This is a genomic window from uncultured Flavobacterium sp., assembly GCF_963925185.1.
In the GTDB taxonomy this organism is placed as follows: Bacteria; Bacteroidota; Bacteroidia; order Flavobacteriales; family Flavobacteriaceae; genus Flavobacterium.
This window is the reverse complement of sequence record NZ_CAWURC010000002.1, coordinates 1-19,469: the sequence shown is the minus strand read 5'-3', so window position 1 is coordinate 19,469 and position 19,469 is coordinate 1. Positions and strand designations below refer to the sequence as shown.

Here is a 19,469-nt window from a genome sequence, read left to right as displayed (position 1 = left end):
ATTAAATTAAAAATTTAGGTTTAAACCAAAAACCACTTGTCTGCTACGTGGAAACGGTGAATAATCCACCCCTGGTGTTAGAGGTGTCTTTCTTCTTGTGGAAACTTCAGGATCCAACCCTGAATAGTTTGTAATAATAAAAACATTATTACCCGTAACGTAAAATCTTAGTTTAGAAATTCCGATTTTTGAAACCATCGATTCTGGAGCTGTATAACCTAATGTAAGTGTGTTTAATCTTAAAAAAGAGCCGTCTTCAACTGCCCAGTCACTGAACACAAAACGAGACATATATGGAGACCACATTGTAGTATTAGCGTTTAGGGTTGTTAATGCAGCAGGATGAGAAACCAATTGGCCTGAAACGGGATCTAAATTTGTCCATCTAGTTCCATCAGCCATTTCTGAACTAAGGTTTCTATATTGGCCATTCGTATTGGAAGTAGTAAACTCAATTTTATTTGCATTATAAACATCATTTCCTACACTCCAGTTAAAAGCTGCCGAAAGATCAAAACCATGAGCATTGGCATTAATTATAAATCCGCCAGTATGTTTTGGATTAGAATTTCCAATAATTGCATTGTCGCTCACAGTGACTAAACCATCACCATCAATGTCTTTTAATTTCATGCTTCCAGGCATAACGGTCCCTACAATGGCGGTATTGTCTACAACTCCGGATTTCAGTGTATAACTTCCTGTACCTGCATCATAATCAAAGTCTGACACTTCATAACGGCCATCGCTTTGGTATCCATACATTAAACCTATTGGCTGACCAACATTTATAACATAATCATTTCCTATTTGTGTAGAAGCCCAGTTGGTGTTTTGACCGAAATCATCCATAACTCCAAGTGAATTTATACGATTTTTATTGAAACCTATATTGAGGGAAAAATTCAAACCATAATCTTCTTTATTTATTGCATTTATATTTAACGAAGCTTCAATACCTGTATTTTGAGTTTCACCCATATTCCTATACTGACTTAAATAACCTGTTCCTGGTACAGGAAAATTAATTAAGAGGTCTTTGGTAACGTTTTTATATGCTTCTACAGACCCACTTACAAGTCCTCCTTTCAAAATATCAAAGTCAAGCCCAAGATTTTGTGTAACAGTAGTTTCCCATTTCAGATCAGGATTTGCCAACGTACTGGATGCAGCCCAATAGTTGGTCACATTATTTAAGTATGTTGTGTTATTTGATTGAAAATTTTGCACCGTTTGACCAGATGGGATATTATTATTACCGGCCTCACCATAACTTAGTCTTAGTTTAAGTGTATTTATCCAATTTACATCTTTTAAAAAATTTTCCTCTTTTATTTTCCAAGCTACTGCAGCAGATGGAAAATAACCCCAACGATTGTTGCCTAAGAACTTACTTGAACCGTCTGCACGGAAGGTAGCTGTAAAAAGATAACGGTTTTTATAGTCGTAGTTTACACGGCCAAAAAAGGACAGCAATTTATCATCCGGACTGTAATAGTTATCAACTGCTTGCGGCACACCTTGTGTTGTGAGGTTTTTGGCAGTATTAAAGTCAAAAAACTTTGGAAAACCCTGAATTTCAGTAGTTACCTCATTACTATTATTTATTAACATTTCTTCTCCCAAAAGCAGCTTCAAACTATGATTGTAACCCAATATTTTTGTAAAGTTATAATTAAGTGTATTTGCATTTCTAAATCGATCTCTTTTTCCGTCACTGAAGACCAATGATGGCTTGCCTTGATTTTCAGCAGCCGGTTTGTTGTTTGCATAATACGTTGAACGTCCATAGTAACGGTAATCTAAATTGCTATAATTATCTAGGCCTAAATCCGTTTTAAATTTAAGGTTTTCGATTATTTCCCAAGAAAAACTACCAAGCATATTGAAATTTTTTCTAAGCTGTTCACGCTGATTATCATCTACAGCAACAAAAGGATTTACTAAATAACTTGAAAGCGCTTCATCAGTATTATCTGTAGTTAAACCTGGTAATGGTATTGGAGAATAACCTACGCTGTGTCTAAGACGTGCATCAGCCGATGATACCTCATTTTGTTCATTGGCTCCTCCACCATTTATTTCTGTATCTGAATAACGAAATGTTAATGATAAATCAATTTTTTCAGAGGCTTTGTTTTTTAATGCAAATGACAAGTTGTTTCTTTTATAATCAGAACCCTCCATAATTGTTTTTTCATCATAATTAGCGAAGCTAAAATTATAATTAACCTTTTCAGAGCCTCCACGAATTCCCAAATCATAGCTTTGAACTTCACCCAAACGACCATAAATCTGTTTCTGCCAATTATTTCCTTCCATGCCGGCATATAGATCATAATCTTGCCATTGCCCAAAGTATCTTTCATAAGAGGGCAAATCATCTTTAAGCAAGGCATATTCATATTGCCATTTTACAAAATCTTCCGGTTGCTGTACATCAATAGTTTTTGCAATCTTTTTTAATCCATAGAAATTATTAAAACTAACAGCTATTTTGCCATCTTTACCAGTTTTAGTGGTGATAATCACAACCCCATTTGCGCCTCTTGAACCATAGATAGCCGTAGATGACGCATCTTTTAAAACTGTAATCCTTTCAATATCTGATGGAGAAACATCACTCATACTGTTTATAGGAAATCCATCAACAATTATTAACGGAGAACTGTCTTGAGTTAATGACCCACCGCCTCGAATTCTAATTTTTATTTCTGCATCTGGAGAACCTTCAGTGGACAACACCTGAACCCCAGCCATACGTCCTGTTAAAGCTTCCGCTACATTTGAAATGGATTGCTTTTTTAAATCATCACCGGAAATTGAAACAACAGAACCTGTTAAATCCGACTTACGAGCAGTCCCATAACCAATTACCACAACTTCATCAAGCGCGGCTAGATTAGAATTAAGGGAAATGTTGATTATATTTTTTCCCGCCACCCTAATTTCTTGAGTTACGTAACCAACATAGCTAATTACTAAAACAGCATTTGAATTTGAAACCTTGATACTGAACTTGCCATCAAAATCTGTAGTGGCAACATTTTTTGTTCCTTTTTCAATAATATTTACGCCAGGCAACGCTTCACCCGAAACCTCTGTAATTACACCCTTTATGGTAGATCCTTCTTGGGCAATAATATCATTTCCCATGAGCACGCCCAGAAAAAGGAGAATTGTAAAACATCCTTTTAAGGCTTTTTTTAATAAAACTTTGATGTTCATAATTTAATTTTAAATTTGGTTAATGTTTGATTAATTATTCAGGTTTTTCATTAGTTCTCCATTTATATAAGTGTTTTCAAATTGTAGATTTTCAACATTTTCCAATGAATAAATGGTGTCAACGTTTTCAATCACAACGTTTTTAAGCGTCACATTTTTAATGGTGGATTCTTTGTAGCCTTTCGCTAAAATACCATACTTGCCACCGTATTTTACTTTAATGTTTTCAAGATATATATTTTGGATTACTGGAATAAAATTGCCAGTTTGATTGCCATAAAAATCGTAAAACATATTAATCTTTAACACAGCTTCCTTAACTTCTCCAACTTCAATATTTCTTACATATATATTTTCAATTACGCCTCCTCTTTTGGAGTTGGTTTTAATTCTAATTGCTCGATCTAAGTTTGGACTATCCATCACACAATTCTCAACAAAAACATTTCTAACGCCTGCAGAAATTTCACTTCCTATTACTACGCCACCGTGCCCATCAATCATTTTACAATTTTGGATCACAATATTTTCGCTTTTTATGGCCACACGTCTGCCATCAGCATTTCTTCCGGCCTTTATGGCGATACAATCATCTCCTGTATTAAAAGTGCAATTTCTAATAATAACATTTTTTGAATATTCCGGATCACAGCCGTCATTATTAGGTCCGTGACTTTCAACGGTAACCCCGTCAACAATAACATTGGTACATTTAATTGGATGCATCACCCAAAAAGGCGAATTGATAATCTTCACGTCCTTAATAAGTACATTTTCACAATCAAAAGGCTCAAAAAAGTTTGGCCTTAGGTAGAAACCTTCTCCAAAAATCCTTTCTGAAACGGCGATATTATTTTCAGCCATTTCTAACAGTCTAGGAAGGGAAAGCGAATCCAATTGGCTTGGATCTCCTTTTTTCGATCCATAATCCTTGCTTCCTTTCCAGGTCCACCAATTTTGATTATTTGCCTGTCCATTTAATATGCCTTCACCAGTTACTGCAATGTTTTTTTTCTTATATGCGTAAATTAATGGGGAATAGTTCATAAGTTCAGTCCCTTCAAATGAGGTATGTACAATTGGATAATCAAGTGGATTGGTGCTAAATAAAATTTCAGATCCTTCATCCAAATAAAGATTTACATTATTATCTAAATGAATTGCCCCTGTAAAGTATTTTCCAATAGGCACAATTACTTTACCCCCTCCGCTTTCGGTACATTTTTTTATCGCTTTTTTAAATGCCTCCGTATTGTCAGAAATTCCATCTGCGACTGCACCAAAATCTAAAATATTAAAGGTGTTGTCTGCAAAAGTTGGCTCCACAACAGTGTCAATTATCTTTTCCATTAATTTCCATGGAACATTTTCAACAACATGAACCTTAGATTCTTTACATGAAATAATTAAAATCACAAATATTAACAAAAATAAATATGTCTGTTGTTTATTGAAAAAATTATTGTTTATCATGCATCTTTAAATTTTAAAATTTTATGTTACAGAGGTGCTAGAGATGTAATCGATTACACAAACATAAGCAAATTGTTAATACACGCCAAATAATTTGTTAAATAATTTTTAACAAGTACAAAATAATGATGCTTTTTAAAGTAAGTATGAGCAGAATAACTTATTTTTGAAAAAAATCACAAGTATTTCACGATTTTATTTTTAATTTGTCTTTTAAGGTAATCGATAACACAAAAAATTCGTTTAATAGAATTATTTACTGATTTTGCTAAAAAATTTAAAGGCTACATTCAATGACTAAAAAGACAACGATTTACGATATCGCTAAAAATCTTAATATTACTGCCGCAACTGTTTCTAGAGCATTGAATAATAATCCGAAAATAAGCAGTGCTACACGAGAATTGGTTTTGAAGACCGCTAAAGCCCTTAATTATGAACAAAACAGACTTGCACTAGCTCTTAAAAGTGGAAAAAGCCATAATGTTGGAGTCATTGTACCTCGTATAGATAGTAGTTTTTTTGGTTCAGTTATTCGTGGAATTGAAGAAGAGTTTAACCCACATGGTTATCATGTGATTATTTGTCAAACCCACGAAGACGAGAATAGGGAAAATGAGAATATTGACACGCTTTTGAATGCTCAAGTAGATGGTATTTTAATCTCTACTTCCAATACAAAGATAGACCCTTTTAACCGCATACTTAAAAAAAATATTCCCTTGGTGTTTTTTGATAGAAGCAAAACAATGAACGGTGTAAGCTCGGTAACCATTAATGATTTTAAAGGGGGCTACAAAGCCACCAAACATTTAATAGACCAAGGTTGTACTCGTATCGCACATTTTTCAGGTGATCGTTCCATTGAAATCTTTAATGAACGCTTTTTAGGTTACAAACAGGCTTTACTTGATAATGGAATTGATTTCAAACATGAATATGTTATTCAAACTAAAAGTACACTTGAAGATGGAAGAAAAGCAGCACAATTATTATTAGAAATGAAAAACCCTCCCAATGCGATCTTCTCATCTAGTGATTTTACAGCTCTTGGAGCCATTCAAGAAATTAAAGCCCAAGGGCTTAAAATACCAGAAGACATATGTGTCTCAGGATTTGCGAATGAGCCTTTCACCAAGTTTATGGAATTATCAATAACTTCGGTAGATCAATCACCTCTTGAAATGGGTAAAATAGCTGCAAAAGTTTTATTAGAACAAGTGAATAACTCAAATAGTGTTATGAAGATAGAAAAGAGGGTTGTATTAGAACCTGAATTAATTATTAGAAAATCTTCTTTAAAAACTCAAGAATCAAACACTAATTTAAAGAAGTTATCCTTTTAAAGTTTTTTAAAGTGAAACGCCTCTACGCCAAGGAATAAAATCATTTTGGTTTAAAAGGGTTGCTTTTGTTTTTATTTTCCCACTTGCTACCTCTATTATTAATTCAAGCATTTCCTCTGCCATTTCCTCAATAGTTTTCTCACCTCGTATAATAGGCCCAGTCTCTATATCAATAATATCCGGCATTCTTTCAGCAAGTTCGGTATTAGAAGATACTTTAATAACTGGGGTCACTGGATTTCCTGTTGGAGTACCCAGACCTGTTGTAAATAATATAATATTAGCTCCCGAACCTGCAAGCGCCGTCGTACTTTCAACATCATTGCCAGGTGTACATAATAAATTAAGACCTGGTTTTGAAATGTATTCTCCATAATCTAATACATCTTGCACAGGAGATGTACCGCCTTTTTTTGCGGCACCTGCCGATTTCATTGCATCTGTAATTAATCCGTCTTTAATATTCCCTGGTGATGGATTCATGTCAAATCCTGAGCCAGCATCAATAACAGATTTTTCATAAGCTTTCATTAATTTTAAAAACTTTGCCCCTTTTTCATCATCCACACATCTGTTTACTAATTCTTGTTCAACACCACAGAGTTCTGGAAATTCTGCTAAAATCGCTGTTCCATTTAAAGCTGCCAACATATCGGAAACAGCACCTAAGGTAGGATTCGCAGAAATGCCTGAAAACCCATCGGAACCACCACACTCCAAACCAACTTTTAATTTTGATAAGGGTGCAGGGTTTCTTTCAATTTGATTGGCTTTTTTTATAGCTTCAAATGAATCTATTATTATAGCATTCAACATTTCGTCTACAGTTCCCATTTTTTGTTGTTCATACAATATCACAGGTTTATTGATATTGGGATTTATAGCTTTTAATGCTTTATTAAATACCTCTATCTGTAAATTTTGGCATCCTAAACTCAATACTGTTGCTCCTGCAACATTTGGGTTGTTCACGTATCCTGCTAATAATCTGGCAAGACTTTCGGAATCCTGACGAATACCGCCACAACCTCCAGGATGAGTAATAAATTTAACTTCAATATTATCAAACACGTCCGTAGAACTTGTTTCATCAAGAGATTCGTTCCCACCATTATTTACCAAAGACCTAAGAAGTAGTTGGTGCGGATTTACTTTTTTCCTTAATAGTTCTTTTTCAAAAACTTCTTTTAAAATTTCAATATTCCTATTTTCACAAAAAACCAATGGAAAAAACAACCATACATTGGCAGTTCCCACCTGACCATCTTCTCTATAATACCCCAAAAAGGTTCTTTCCTTCCATTTTTCAACATTTGGAGCTTTCCAGCTAATCGTTTTTGTTTTACCATACACCTTTTCGCTTTGATGCTTTACATTTTCAGTAGTTAAAATGTCTCCTTTTTGTATTGCTCCATTTGCGGTTCCAACCAAGACGCCATACATAATAATCCTTTCTCCGGATTCGAATGTTTTAAATGCAATTTTATGTTTTGATTTGGTATCTGACAGAATTTTAATATCTTGTCCTTCAAATGAAACAATATCCCCTACTTTTAAATTGACCAATGCCACTGCAACATTATCTGATGGATGTACTTTTATGAGTTTGTTTTGCATGCTTCTAATTTGTTATAGTTCTTTAATAAAAACTTAATACGTTTTACCAAAATTTGTAAACCCTACTTCAATGCCATTTGTGTCAATTTCTTTTAAAGCTAGAGTGATAGCCTCTGTTAAATTTTCGACTTTAGTTAAATCTTCTCCCCAAAAGTCTTTAATACGCAATGTGTTTTTAGCTATTTCTGAATACTCATTTGATTTCCAGATTTCAGCAAATTTGGCAACAATATCACTACTATCATTAATTGGCAAACTTTCACCTTTCCATGACCCTTTATAAAAGCGTATTAGACACGCAAATGAAAAGGTAAGATGTTTAGGTAATTTTTTATGAATTGAAGCATATTCCAATATACTTGGAAGCACACGTACTTTAAATTTAGAAATTGAATTTAAAGCAATATCTGCTAATTGATGCTTGATAAATGGGTTTCTAAATCGATCAAGAACTTCCTCGGCAAAAAGCTTTAATTCAGCTCTATCCATAGGCAATGTGTCGTTAATTTCATTAAAAATTACATTGTTTACAAAGTTTCCAGTGAAATTATTGTCTACAGTTTGTTTTACTGTTTTATTCCCATATAAAATAGAAAAGGGTACCATTGAAGTATGTGCTCCATTTAAAATACGAACTTTTCTGGTTCTATAAGGCTGCATGTCTTTCACAATTTTTACATCTAAATCTGTTTTATGGAAAGGCAATTTTTCTTTTAAATCATCACCACCTTCAATTACCCATAAAAAAAATGTTTCTGCTGCAACAATTAAATTATCCGAATAATCTAGTTGAGTATTGTAACTTTCAATTTCGTCTTTTGGATACCCTGGCACAATTCTATCTACCAAAGTACTATGAAAACTACAGCTGTTTAACAACCAATTTTCAAAGGCCTTACCTAAATTCCAATCATCTATATACTTTAAAATAATCTCTTTTAACGTCTCTGAGTTATGGTTAATCAATTCACAAGGAATTATGGTTAATCCTTTACTTGTATCACCTTGAAAATGTTTGAATCTTTCATGCAAAAGCACTGTTAATTTAGCAGGGAACGAACTTGGCGGTTGCATTTGCGGTGTGTCACTTTTTACATAAGCGATACCGGCTTCCGTTGTATTCGAAATAATAAACGCTAACGATTCTTCTTTAGCTAAACTTAAATAATCGTTGAAGTTTGCATAAGGATCTATCGCTTTAACAATATTAGAAATCACTTCAACCTCCTCGATTTCTTGTCCTTTTTTTACACCTTTCATAAACAAGGTGAACAAACCATCCTGATCATTTAGCATACTTACTAAACCTCTATCTATTGGCTGTACAACTGCTACTCCAGCATTAAAATCAACTTCTTTATTCAATTTTTGAAAAGCATAATCTACAAATGCACGTAAAAAATTCCCCTCTCCAAATTGAACAACTTTTATAGGGAGTTTCTTTTCTAATCCAATATTTTTTCTGCTTAATTTTTTCATTTTATTATTTTTTGAATTACCTAAATCTTACAAGCCAAAAAGTCTTGGTAAAAACATTGATATTTCTGGGATAAAACTTATTAACATTAATACGACTAGCATAATTGCTAAAAAAGGCAACAAAGGCCCTATAACTTTTGTGACCGAAACTTTTGCGACTCCACTTCCTACAAATAGCAAAGTTCCCACCGGAGGTGTACAAATCCCAATACATAGATTCAATACAATTACAATTCCAAAATGAACGGGATGCATTCCTAAGGTAGTTACAACAGGAAGGAAAATTGGTGTAAATATTAAAACAGCTGGTGTCATATCCATAAACGTTCCAACAATTAGCAAAATAATATTAATCGCTAAAAAGATGGCAAACTTGTTATTTAACGACTCTAACAAAAAAGTGCTGATCATTTCTGGAATTCCTTCAAAAGAAAACAACCAAGACATGGCCATTGACGTACAAATCAAAAACATTACAACTGCTGTTGTTTTTCCACTTGACAATAATATTTCAGGAAAATTTTTCATTTTCATATCGCCATAAATTAAAGACAGTATTGCTGCATATAATACCGCAATTACTGAAGCTTCTGTTGCAGTAAAAATTCCGGCTACAATACCACCGACTACAACAACCAACAATAATAAACTAAAAAAAGCCTTTCTAAAATAGGTCCAAATTTCCATGAAGGTTGACCGTTCTCCTCTAGCATAACCTTTACTAACAGCAATAAATGCTACATATCCCATAATAGCCAAACCTAGTAGTATTCCAGGTAAATAACCAGCAATAAATAATGCTGCTACCGAGGCAGTCCCGCCGCTCGCTAAAGCATATACGATTAAAATATTACTAGGTGGAATTAATAATCCTGTTGTTGACGATGTAATATTTACTGATGCACTGAACGTTCTAGGATACCCTTCTTCTTCCATTCTATCTGTCATAATTGAACCTATTGCAGAAGCAGCAGCAACCGCTGAGCCTGAAATGGCACCAAAAAGCATGGATGCCAATACGTTTACATAAGCCAATCCACCCGGAAGGCTTGCTACCAAAGATTTTGCAAAATTGATAAGTCGATTAGCAATACCACCCTGCTTCATAATCTCTCCTGCCAATATAAAAAACGGAATTGCCAATAAGGCAAAACTATCAATACCTGTAGTCATTCGTTGAGCAATGGTAGTTAAACCAGGCATTTTATCAATATTCAATAATAAACTTAAAGTTGTTGCAATTCCAATGCTGTATGCAACTGGAACCTTCAATGTCAAAAGCGTAAAGAAACTGACAAACAAAACAATAATACTAATAACTTCTATACTCATAATTATTTACTGATTTTGTTTGTATAAATATTTGTTATGTGATATACCGAAAAGCACATAATTAGAAAACCACTAAATGGTAAAATAGCATATACATACCCTAGAGGTATACGTAAAGTACCCGATAATTGCTCTAAATGTAGTGTCGTATAAACTAAATTTAAACCTCCTATAACCATTACAGTTAAGGCAAAAAGAAATATGAATACTTCAATAAGTATTGACGTTTTTCTTTTATTGGCCGTTGATAGTTTTTCATATAAAAAGTCCATGGATAAATGTTCTCTTTTTGCATTTAGATATGAAGCTCCTAAAATGGTCATCCAAATCAATGAAAATCGAGCAAACTCTTCAGTCCAAGTAAAAGATGTCCCTAAAATATATCTTGAAAACACTTGGAATAACACATCTAAAACTAATAGTGCAAAAATGATAATCAAAAACCACTCAAGGATTTTATTAACTTTATTAAAAATAAACTCAGATTTATTCATGTTAATTTCTTTTAATTTCTTTTACAATATTAGCCATCTCAGGAAATTCTTTTACAAACTCTTCAACCACAGATTTTGATTTTTCTTCGAACAAAGATTTTTCTGGAATTATTATTTCTACTCCCCATTCTTTTGCAATTTTCATGGATTCTACAACAGATTCATTCCAGAATATTTTTTGTGCTTGAGAGGATTCGTCTGCTGCTTCCTGTACCCAGACCCTCTCTTCTTTAGATAACTTATCCCAAAATTTGGTACCTATCAATAACACATCTGGAACAGAAGAATGTTGATCTAAAGTATAATATTTACTAATTTCATAATGGTTTGATGACACAAAGGATGGTGGATTGTTTTCTGCTCCATCAACTACACCTTGCTGAATGGCTGTATAAAGCTCTCCATAAGCCAAAGGAGTTGCAGCTCCGCCCATGGAATTTACCATGTTAATTGCCATTTGATTGTTCATTACCCTAATTTTAAGGCCCTTCAAATCATCTGGCGTCCTAATGGCTTTTTCACTAGTATAAAAACTTCTACTTCCAGCATCATAATAACAAAGTCCTCGCAACCAGAATTTGGATCCTTTCTCTAAAAATGATTTTCCAATTTCACCTTCTAAAACACTAAATTGATGCGCTTTATCTCTAAACAAATATGGTATTCCTAAAATATGGTATTCTGGAACAAAATTAGATAATGTGGCTGCACTCACCTTAGCGGCCGCAACACTTCCAATTTGCAATAATTCCAATACTTCCCTTTCCGAACCTAATTGGCCATCAGGAAAAATCTTCACTTTTAAAGTTCCTTTGGACTTTAATTCTAACGCCTTCTGAAATTCTAATATCCCTTTATGAACAGGATGCGTTTGAGGTAAGGTATGTCCTAAATAAAGGACCTTAGTACCATCTGTTTTTTTGCAAGACGTTATAGTTGCAAAAAGAATCGTTAATAGAATTATTTTAAATCGCATTATTATTCTTTTAAGTTTTTAATGATACTTAGTACTTTTGCCACATCCTGCTCTAATTTTGCATAATCTTTGTTTGCAATAATTTCCTTTGAAATTAATTGCGACCCCATACCAACACATGTAACGCCTGCATCAAACCAGCCTTTTAAATTTTCTTTTGTACGAGAAACTCCGCCGGTAGGCATAATGCTTGTCCAAGGTTGAGGTCCTTTTATTCCTTTTACAAAATTTGGCCCGTAAATATCTCCGGGAAATAATTTCACTATTTCACAGCCTAATTCTTCTGCACGTGCAATTTCAGTAAGGGTTCCACATCCAGGAGACCATAATACTTTTCTTCGGTTACAAGCAATTGCAATGTCTTCTCTTAAAACAGGAGTTACAATAAAATTAGCTCCCAAAGCCATATATAATGAAGCTGCTGAACCATCTGTAACAGAACCAACTCCCATTATCATACCTGGTAATTCTTTAATAGCATATTTTGTCAATTCCCCAAAAACTTCGTGGGCAAAATCTCCGCGTGCTGTGAATTCCATTAATCTTGCACCACCATTGTAACACGCTTTTAATACTTTTTTACTTAATTCTATATCACTGTTAAAAAACAAAGGAATCATCCCTGTTTCTTTCATTGCTGTTGCAACTTCTATTCTTGTAAATTGTGCCATACTATATATTTTAAAAATCAAGTGGATTTTAATTAGGATTGTTGAGCTATAATTTTCACAGCTCAACTTTCCAAATTAACAAAACTTAATTAACATAAATTATTTTTTTATCTCGCTACTCTTCCAGAGGCGTCTCCGTCCATTAATTTTTGAACCTCATCCACAGTCACCAAATTGGCATCTCCTTTAATGGTGTGTTTTAAACAAGAGGCTGCCACGGCAAAGTTCAATGCGTTTTGATCATCTTCCGGATAGGTTAACAATCCATAAATCAATCCTCCCATAAAACTATCTCCACCGCCAACTCTGTCAACAATATCTGTAATTTGGTATTGCGGTGACTGCAGCATTGTTTTTCCGTCATACAAAACGCCTGCCCAGGTATTGTGCGAAGCTGAAATTGAACCTCTCAACGTGGTGATTACTTTTTTGGCTTTTGGAAATTTTTCCATCGTTTGCTGGCAAACGGATAAAAAAGCTTCCGCTTTAACATCGTGCCCTTGGGTGGTAATATCCAACCCTTCCGGTTTGATTCCGAAATGCATTTCTGCATCTTCTTCATTTCCTAAAATAATATCGCAATAAGAAGTCAATTCTGTCATTATTGCTTCTCTGTTGCCGCCATACTGCCATAATTTTGCACGGTAGTTCAAGTCTGTCGAAATGGTTATTCCTAATTTGTTGGCTGCTTTTACCGCTTCCAGACAAACATCGGCCGAACTTTGAGAAATGGCAGGTGTTATGCCTGTCCAGTGAAACCATTTTACACCTTCAAATACTTTTTCCCAATCAATCATTCCCAACTGGATATTGGCCATAGATGAATGTGCTCTGTCATACACCACTTTTGAACCTCTTGAAACTGCGCCGGTTTCTAAAAAATAAATGCCCAAACGGTCGCCGCCATACACAATATGGTCTACGCCAACACCTCTTTTTCGCATTTCCATCATCGCACACTGTCCAATATCATTTTTTGGCAATCGTGTTACAAATTCTACCGGAATCCCGTAATTTGCCAAAGAAACTGCAACATTCGATTCTCCGCCGCCATAAACAACATCAAAGTTATTTGCCTGCGAAAATCTTAAAAATCCTGGTGGAGACAAACGCAACATGATTTCTCCAAACGTGACTACTTTTTTCATTATTCTTTAAAATAAATTGTTTTGATTAAAATTTGAAATATTCTTTTGCATTGTGATAACTAATATCGGAAACCATTTTACCTATCCATTCCATATCGTTTGGCAGTTCGCCTCTTTTAATTTCGTCTCCCAGAAGATTGCATAATACACGTCTAAAATATTCATGGCGCGGGAATGATAAAAAGCTGCGTGAATCTGTCAACATTCCAATAAAACAACTTATTAGCCCCATATTAGAAAGTGCATTTAATTGTTTGGTCATTCCGTCTTTTTGATCCAAAAACCACCACCCTGATCCATACTGTACTTTCCCTTTAATGCTGCCATCATTAAAATTACCAATCATTGTCGCCATCACTTCGTTGTCGGCTGGATTTAAGTTATAGATAATCGTTTTGGTCAATTTATTTTTACTATCCAAGGCATTCAAAAATGCAGACAATTTTGAAGCTTGAGAATAGTCGCCTATAGAATCCCATCCCGTATCAGGTCCTAATACCCTTAACATTCGTTCATTATTATTTCTTAAAGCACCTAAATGAAATTGTTGCACCCATCCAAATTCGTGATAAGTTTCAGATAAAAATAACAAAATGGCGCTTTGAAATTTAAGTGCTTCCACATTACTTATTTCCTCCTTATTTCTTTTCTTCTGAAATATTGCATTGACTTCACTTTCAGTAAAATTTTCAAAATAAATTTGATCTAATCCGTGGTCACAAAGCTTACAACCGTGAGTGTCAAAATATTGAATTCTACTTTTTAAAGCGTCACATAAATCTGTATAAGAATTAATAGAAATATCAGCGGCTTTTTCGAGCAAATCCAAATAACTATTGTAGCCGTCATTTGAAATTAAAATTGCTTTATCTGGTCTAAAAGCGGTGCTCACTTTTATCTTAAGCTCACTTTTTGCTATTTTTTGATGATGTTCCAGGTTGTCGATTGGGTCTTCCGTAGTACAAACCACTTTAACATTCACTTTATGAAGTAAATTTTGTACACTAAACGCTTCTATATTTAATTTTTCTTTGGTTTCCTGATAAATTTTTTCTGCTGAATTTTCATTTAATAAATCGTAAATATCAAAGTATCTTGCCAATTCTAAATGCGTCCAATGATATAACGGATTTCGCATCGTATGTGGAACTGTTTTAGCCCAACTTAAAAATTTATCTTTATCAGAAGCACTTCCTGTGATAAATTCTTCGTTGATCCCTAATGTTCGCATGGCACGCCATTTATAATGATCGCCATTTATCCATACATTCGTAATATTGTTAAAAATTGTATTATCGGAAATCTGTTGTGGCGGCAAATGATTGTGATAATCAATTATTGGTTGGTTTTTAGCATAATTATGATACAATTCCTCTGCAAATTTATTTTCCAGTAAAAAATTATCGTGTATAAATTTAGTGCTCATATTAATTTATTTAAATAAAATTATTCTTCATTTGAAGGTTTTCCAATTGTTGCTAAGATTCCGCCGTCAACATATAAAATATGACCGTTTACAAAATCACTTGCTTTTGAAGATAAAAAAATCGCCGCTCCCGCCAAATCGTTTGGATCTCCCCATTTGGCCGCGGGCGTTCTGTTGATTATAAATTCGTTAAATGGATTCCCATCAACCCGAATTGGTTCCGTTTGTTTAGTTGCAAAATATCCGGGACCAATGCCATTTACCTGAATGTTGTATTTGGCCCATTCTGTTGCCATATTTTTAGTCAACATTTTTAATCCTCCCTTTGCTGCAGCATAAGCTCCAACACTGTTACGACCTATTTCGCTCATCATGGAACAAATATTAATCACTTTCCCTTGCTTTCTTAAGACCATTCCTTTTACAACGTGTTTGGAAACAATAAACGGACTTACCAAGTCTATATCAATGACTTCCTTAAAATCTGCAACTTCCATTTCTAACAATGGTGTGCGTTTTATAATACCGGCATTGTTAATTAAAATATCAATGTTTCCAACTTCAGCTTCAATTTTAGCAATTGCGGTTATCACTTCTTGCTCATTGGTCACATTAAATTTATAACCTATGGCCGTAATACCTTCGCTTTGATATTCCGCAACAGCGGCATCAATTTTTTCTTGTGAAGAATTTCCATTTATAATAATGGTTGCTCCGGCCAAGCCTAAACCTCTTGCCATTGCCTTTCCCAATCCGTGTGTGCTTCCGGTAACAAGTGCAATTTTTCCGCTGACATTAAATAAAGTATCACTCATGATTTTTATCTTAAATCGGTTATTTTGGACACATCCATATCACCATAATCGAGATTTTCACCTGCCATTCCCCAAATAAAAGTATAATTTGAAGTTCCTGATCCACAGTGAATAGACCAAGGAGGAGAAATTACCGCCTGGTAATTGTCCATCCAGATATGACGTGTTTCTTGTGGTTCTCCCATAAAATGACAAACTGCCTGATTCTCTGGAATTTCTAGATAAAAATAAACTTCCATCCTGCGGTCATGAATATGAGCCGGCATGGTATTCCAAACACTTCCTGTTTTTAATTCGGTCATTCCCATTTGTAACTGACAAGTAGTTACAATTCCGCCAATAATCATTTGGTTTACCGTGCGGTGGTTAGAAGTTTCCAAGGAACCCAATTCTAATTTATTGGCCTCAGCTTTACTGACTTTTTTGGTTGGATGATTGGTATGCGCCGGGGCAGAATTTAGGTAGTATTTTGCAGGACTATTTTTATCATCACTTTTAAAAATAACTTCTCTATTTCCGGCACCAATGTATAAGGCATCTTTGAAATCTAATTCGTAAGCCGTTCCATCAATCATCACAGTTCCTTTTCCGCCTACATTTATAATCCCAATTTCTCTTCTTTCCAAAAAATATTTAGCTTTTAGAGGATCAATGGTTTCAAGCGATAATGGTTGTAATGGCACAGCAGATCCAGCAATATATCTGTCATAATGAGAATAAGTGAGGTTAATTTTCCCAACTTCCATTAAGTTTTCAATTAAAAACTCTTCTCTTAGTTGAAATGTGTCATATAATTTTACAGCCTTTGGACTAGGGGCGTATCGTGATTCATAAGTTGTTGACATAATTATTATATTTGTGTAATCGATTACACAAATATAATATAAATTACATTAAATCCTATTTTTTTTTACTTTTTTCATTTATGCTGCCCCCAAAAATTCGGACAAGTTTTCAAGACTAATTTAAATAGGAATAAAAACCTTAAATTAGGTGGAGTTATCTCTGCGGTGAGTCAAATGACTGTTGCGGAGGAGAACCTAAATAAACCGAGAGATGGAGACTAATATTTCCCTCCGAACTGGAACCGTATCCGGGACATTTTTGAGCATTTTGCCCAATATTCTTTCGGAAGATATTGCAAAAACAATTATCTTAGCGGTCGTAGGAGCCACAGCCAGTTTTATGGTTTCGCTCCTTTTAAAATGGTTGATAAAAACCAAAAATAAATAGTCCAGTTATGATTGGTAACCTTTTCCGGACTAACTAAGAAAGCCAAGTCGTGAGACCTGGCTTTTTTTGATTTGTTTAGTTTTTTATTAGATTTATGATGAGTTTCAAAATAATTTCTCTTTGTTCAGGTAAACTCTGAGCAACTGCTAAGGCGAGTGCAACAAGTGTATTGTCATTTACTTTTCGTTCTCTTTTTTTGTTTAGGTGAAAATTATTCAGTTCTAAAAACCACACAAAGATAAATGATCCAATACGTTTATTTCCATCGCTAAATGAGTGTCCTTTGATAATCGAGTATAAAAGTTGAGCTGCTTGTTCTTCAATTGTAGGATATGCTAAATTTCCAAATACTGTTTGAGAAATACTACCTAAAATACCTTCAAACGAATCATCTTTTTCATTTCCAAAAAGGTGGCTTGCTTCACTTTTACTCATTAGCTCTTCTTTGAGTTCTTTTATTGCTCTTTTAACATCAGTATAATTAATTACATATATTATATTGTCATTTAAATTGTCAATAGATAGATCTTCAGTGTCATATTTATTAAGTAGTTCAAATGATTTGGAATAATGAGTTATAATTGAAAGGAAACCATCAGTTAATACTTTTTGTGTTTCAAATCTTTTTTCATTTAGGAAATCAACCTGTTTTTCTAATTCAACAATTTTTCCCTTTTGGTTTTCTAATAATTCCGTGTTTATAGCATATCCTTTTATTAAATAGTCCTTTAATTGTTTTGTGGCCCATTTTCTAAATTCAATTCCTATAGGAGATTTAACCCTATATCCTATAGAAATTATCATATCCAAATTATATATTGCGGTTTTTCTTTCTACCTTTCTTTTACCTTCAACTTGAACTTGGCGGAATTCCCGCCAAGTTGATTCTTTGTTCAATTCACCTTCGCTATAAATAGTATTGATGTGCTCGCCAATAGTTCTTCTAGCTTTACCAAAAAGGGCTGTTATTTGCTGTTCAGTTGCCCAAACCGTATCGTGTTCACTATCAAGTACCACCTGAAACTCCACTTGTCCATTGGATGGTGTGAAAGTTACAAGTTCAGAGTTATTCGGATGAGTTATATTTTGTTTTTTTTCTGGTAACATTGTGTTCTTAAAATTTGATTTAACTAGAAATTATTTATCAAATATATGTAACTTTCATTCAATATTATATTTTTATTTGATACAATATCGGTTCAAAATGGCTCTTCTCATTTCATTAATGAGTACAATGTTTTTATGCAATTGATCTTCTTTTTGTTCCAGCAACCTTAACGCTAGAATTTGTTTCTGGTGCAGCTCGTGTTCCTGCAGCATTTTATTGACTTTATAATCAAAGTCTTTCTTAAAATCATTGATTCGCAAAAATGGAATTACGGACCCGATTAAAAATTGGTGCCAGAAGTTTGATTTCCAAAGGCTATATGCAAGCCAGTAGACTGTTTCGGCATCCTTTTCGTCTGGACATAGTATAACAAAGCTGTTGGTAAAAGGTTCTTTTTGGGGCTTTCCGGAGTTCATTCCTTTGTTGAGGATAAAGATTTGGTTTCCCTTGTAGGCAGTGTTTTTTTGGTGGGTCTTGATGATGAAATTTGGCATAGTGCTGTTGGTTTAAAAAATTCGACTTAATTTTTTTGAAAAGAAAAAAGAGAAAAAAAGAAAGCCATATAATCAGCAGTAATGACGAACGGGAATGGAGGAAGGCACGACCGACTGGAAGTGAGGAATGGATGCTAAATTTGCTGGATTTTTTTCTCTTTCTTTTCAAGAAAATGCACTATAGTTGTCGTGGAAGATTTTAACACCCCCAAGTACCGCAAGGAATGGAGCTAAAATGAAGCGCAAGCGGAATTATAGCGGAATGAATGAGGAGCGCAGTGGCGGGGTTGCGGCAATCGAACAGCCACGCTAGACCGAGAACGGAACGTAGCTTGCTGAGTGGAGAGAAGGGGTAGCAGCGTGAAACGGCGGGGAAAAAACTTAAGTCACCCGCCGTGGCGGGGTACCTTGATTTAGGGCAAAGCGACCGAATGAGAAGTGATTGGAGAGAACTTATTTGTGAGTAGAATCCAAGAGTTTCTGAAAAATTAAAATGAGGGAAGCGGAGCCAACCCCGATGGCTGTGCGAAGGAGCAACCGCTGAAGAAACTAAGGGCGGCAGACATAATACTGCTGGAATGTAGTGAAACGTAGCTTGCGGAGTGTAACGAAATGAAGCGGTATTGTGG

At 34.5% G+C, this 19,469-nt stretch carries 16 protein-coding genes; 2 read left to right on the top strand and 14 right to left on the bottom strand.

The annotated features are described in order from the left end of the window. Window positions 1–6 precede the first annotated feature (6 nt). Both AABM59_RS00895 and AABM59_RS00890 read right to left on the bottom strand, forming a co-directional pair. Window positions 7–3,228, bottom strand: a complete 3,222-nt coding sequence (locus tag AABM59_RS00895) for a TonB-dependent receptor (protein ID WP_338407100.1) — start codon at window positions 3,226–3,228, stop codon at window positions 7–9. Between the two features lie 30 nt (window positions 3,229–3,258). Continuing rightward, on the bottom strand, window positions 3,259–4,578 hold the full coding sequence (locus AABM59_RS00890) for a glycoside hydrolase family 28 protein (RefSeq protein ID WP_338407099.1): 1,320 nt from the start codon (window positions 4,576–4,578) through the stop codon (window positions 3,259–3,261). Window positions 4,579–4,994: 416 nt separating this feature from the next. Here AABM59_RS00890 and AABM59_RS00885 point away from each other — a divergent pair, with 416 nt between their 5' ends. Further along, window positions 4,995–6,047, top strand: a complete 1,053-nt coding sequence (locus AABM59_RS00885; RefSeq protein ID WP_338407098.1) for a LacI family DNA-binding transcriptional regulator — start codon at window positions 4,995–4,997, stop codon at window positions 6,045–6,047. Between the two features lie 6 nt (window positions 6,048–6,053). Here AABM59_RS00885 and AABM59_RS00880 read toward each other — a convergent pair whose 3' ends face one another. From AABM59_RS00880 to kduI, 10 genes are all read right to left on the bottom strand, one after another. Continuing rightward, window positions 6,054–7,664, bottom strand: a complete 1,611-nt coding sequence (locus AABM59_RS00880; RefSeq protein WP_338407097.1) for an altronate dehydratase family protein — start codon at window positions 7,662–7,664, stop codon at window positions 6,054–6,056. A 33-nt stretch (window positions 7,665–7,697) separates the two neighbouring features. Then, on the bottom strand, window positions 7,698–9,143 hold the full coding sequence (locus AABM59_RS00875; protein ID WP_338407096.1) for a tagaturonate reductase: 1,446 nt from the start codon (window positions 9,141–9,143) through the stop codon (window positions 7,698–7,700). A gap of 27 nt (window positions 9,144–9,170) precedes the next feature. After that, entirely contained in the window at window positions 9,171–10,475 is a 1,305-nt protein-coding gene (locus tag AABM59_RS00870) for a TRAP transporter large permease (RefSeq protein ID WP_338407095.1), read from the bottom strand. A gap of 2 nt (window positions 10,476–10,477) precedes the next feature. Continuing rightward, complete coding sequence (locus AABM59_RS00865; RefSeq protein WP_338407094.1) at window positions 10,478–10,969, bottom strand: TRAP transporter small permease; 492 nt, start codon at window positions 10,967–10,969, stop codon at window positions 10,478–10,480. Between the two features lies 1 nt (window position 10,970). Beyond that, window positions 10,971–11,945, bottom strand: a complete 975-nt coding sequence (locus tag AABM59_RS00860) for a TRAP transporter substrate-binding protein (protein ID WP_338407093.1) — start codon at window positions 11,943–11,945, stop codon at window positions 10,971–10,973. A 2-nt stretch (window positions 11,946–11,947) separates the two neighbouring features. Next, window positions 11,948–12,616, bottom strand: a complete 669-nt coding sequence (locus AABM59_RS00855; protein ID WP_338407092.1) for a bifunctional 4-hydroxy-2-oxoglutarate aldolase/2-dehydro-3-deoxy-phosphogluconate aldolase — start codon at window positions 12,614–12,616, stop codon at window positions 11,948–11,950. A 107-nt stretch (window positions 12,617–12,723) separates the two neighbouring features. Then, on the bottom strand, window positions 12,724–13,764 hold the full coding sequence (locus tag AABM59_RS00850) for a sugar kinase (protein WP_338407091.1): 1,041 nt from the start codon (window positions 13,762–13,764) through the stop codon (window positions 12,724–12,726). A gap of 25 nt (window positions 13,765–13,789) precedes the next feature. After that, on the bottom strand, window positions 13,790–15,190 hold the full coding sequence (gene uxaC, locus AABM59_RS00845) for a glucuronate isomerase (RefSeq protein WP_338407090.1): 1,401 nt from the start codon (window positions 15,188–15,190) through the stop codon (window positions 13,790–13,792). Between the two features lie 20 nt (window positions 15,191–15,210). Beyond that, window positions 15,211–16,005 carry a gluconate 5-dehydrogenase gene (locus AABM59_RS00840; RefSeq protein WP_338407089.1) on the bottom strand — a complete coding sequence of 265 codons (795 nt, stop codon included), beginning with the start codon at window positions 16,003–16,005 and terminating at the stop codon, window positions 15,211–15,213. Window positions 16,006–16,010: 5 nt separating this feature from the next. Continuing rightward, window positions 16,011–16,850, bottom strand: coding sequence for a 5-dehydro-4-deoxy-D-glucuronate isomerase (gene kduI / locus AABM59_RS00835; RefSeq protein ID WP_338407088.1), 840 nt, complete (start codon window positions 16,848–16,850; stop codon window positions 16,011–16,013). Between the two features lie 211 nt (window positions 16,851–17,061). On the opposite strand from kduI, the gene AABM59_RS00830 reads away from it, so the two are divergent. Next, the gene (locus AABM59_RS00830) at window positions 17,062–17,238 is read left to right on the top strand and encodes a hypothetical protein (protein ID WP_338407087.1); all 177 of its coding nucleotides are present in this window, start codon (window positions 17,062–17,064) and stop codon (window positions 17,236–17,238) included. A 75-nt stretch (window positions 17,239–17,313) separates the two neighbouring features. Here the strand turns inward: AABM59_RS00830 and AABM59_RS00825 are convergent, their stop codons facing one another. Next, window positions 17,314–18,345, bottom strand: coding sequence for a virulence protein RhuM/Fic/DOC family protein (locus AABM59_RS00825; RefSeq protein ID WP_338407086.1), 1,032 nt, complete (start codon window positions 18,343–18,345; stop codon window positions 17,314–17,316). Between the two features lie 72 nt (window positions 18,346–18,417). Beyond that, window positions 18,418–18,840 carry a hypothetical protein gene (locus tag AABM59_RS00820; RefSeq protein ID WP_338407085.1) on the bottom strand — a complete coding sequence of 141 codons (423 nt, stop codon included), beginning with the start codon at window positions 18,838–18,840 and terminating at the stop codon, window positions 18,418–18,420. Window positions 18,841–19,469 lie beyond the last annotated feature (629 nt).

Coding starts and splice junctions, on each gene's coding strand:
- uxaC (WP_338407090.1), bottom strand. CDS start 15,190: ATGAGCACTAAATTTATACACGATAATTTTTTACTGGAAAATAAATTT.
- AABM59_RS00855 (WP_338407092.1), bottom strand. CDS start 12,616: ATGGCACAATTTACAAGAATAGAAGTTGCAACAGCAATGAAAGAAACA.
- AABM59_RS00875 (WP_338407096.1), bottom strand. CDS start 9,143: ATGAAAAAATTAAGCAGAAAAAATATTGGATTAGAAAAGAAACTCCCT.
- AABM59_RS00820 (WP_338407085.1), bottom strand. CDS start 18,840: ATGCCAAATTTCATCATCAAGACCCACCAAAAAAACACTGCCTACAAG.
- AABM59_RS00885 (WP_338407098.1), top strand. CDS start 4,995: ATGACTAAAAAGACAACGATTTACGATATCGCTAAAAATCTTAATATT.
- AABM59_RS00890 (WP_338407099.1), bottom strand. CDS start 4,578: ATGGAAAAGATAATTGACACTGTTGTGGAGCCAACTTTTGCAGACAAC.
- AABM59_RS00865 (WP_338407094.1), bottom strand. CDS start 10,969: ATGAATAAATCTGAGTTTATTTTTAATAAAGTTAATAAAATCCTTGAG.
- AABM59_RS00850 (WP_338407091.1), bottom strand. CDS start 13,764: ATGAAAAAAGTAGTCACGTTTGGAGAAATCATGTTGCGTTTGTCTCCA.
- AABM59_RS00880 (WP_338407097.1), bottom strand. CDS start 7,664: ATGCAAAACAAACTCATAAAAGTACATCCATCAGATAATGTTGCAGTG.
- AABM59_RS00895 (WP_338407100.1), bottom strand. CDS start 3,228: ATGAACATCAAAGTTTTATTAAAAAAAGCCTTAAAAGGATGTTTTACA.
- kduI (WP_338407088.1), bottom strand. CDS start 16,850: ATGTCAACAACTTATGAATCACGATACGCCCCTAGTCCAAAGGCTGTA.
- AABM59_RS00860 (WP_338407093.1), bottom strand. CDS start 11,945: ATGCGATTTAAAATAATTCTATTAACGATTCTTTTTGCAACTATAACG.
- AABM59_RS00825 (WP_338407086.1), bottom strand. CDS start 18,345: ATGTTACCAGAAAAAAAACAAAATATAACTCATCCGAATAACTCTGAA.
- AABM59_RS00830 (WP_338407087.1), top strand. CDS start 17,062: ATGGAGACTAATATTTCCCTCCGAACTGGAACCGTATCCGGGACATTT.
- AABM59_RS00870 (WP_338407095.1), bottom strand. CDS start 10,475: ATGAGTATAGAAGTTATTAGTATTATTGTTTTGTTTGTCAGTTTCTTT.
- AABM59_RS00840 (WP_338407089.1), bottom strand. CDS start 16,005: ATGAGTGATACTTTATTTAATGTCAGCGGAAAAATTGCACTTGTTACC.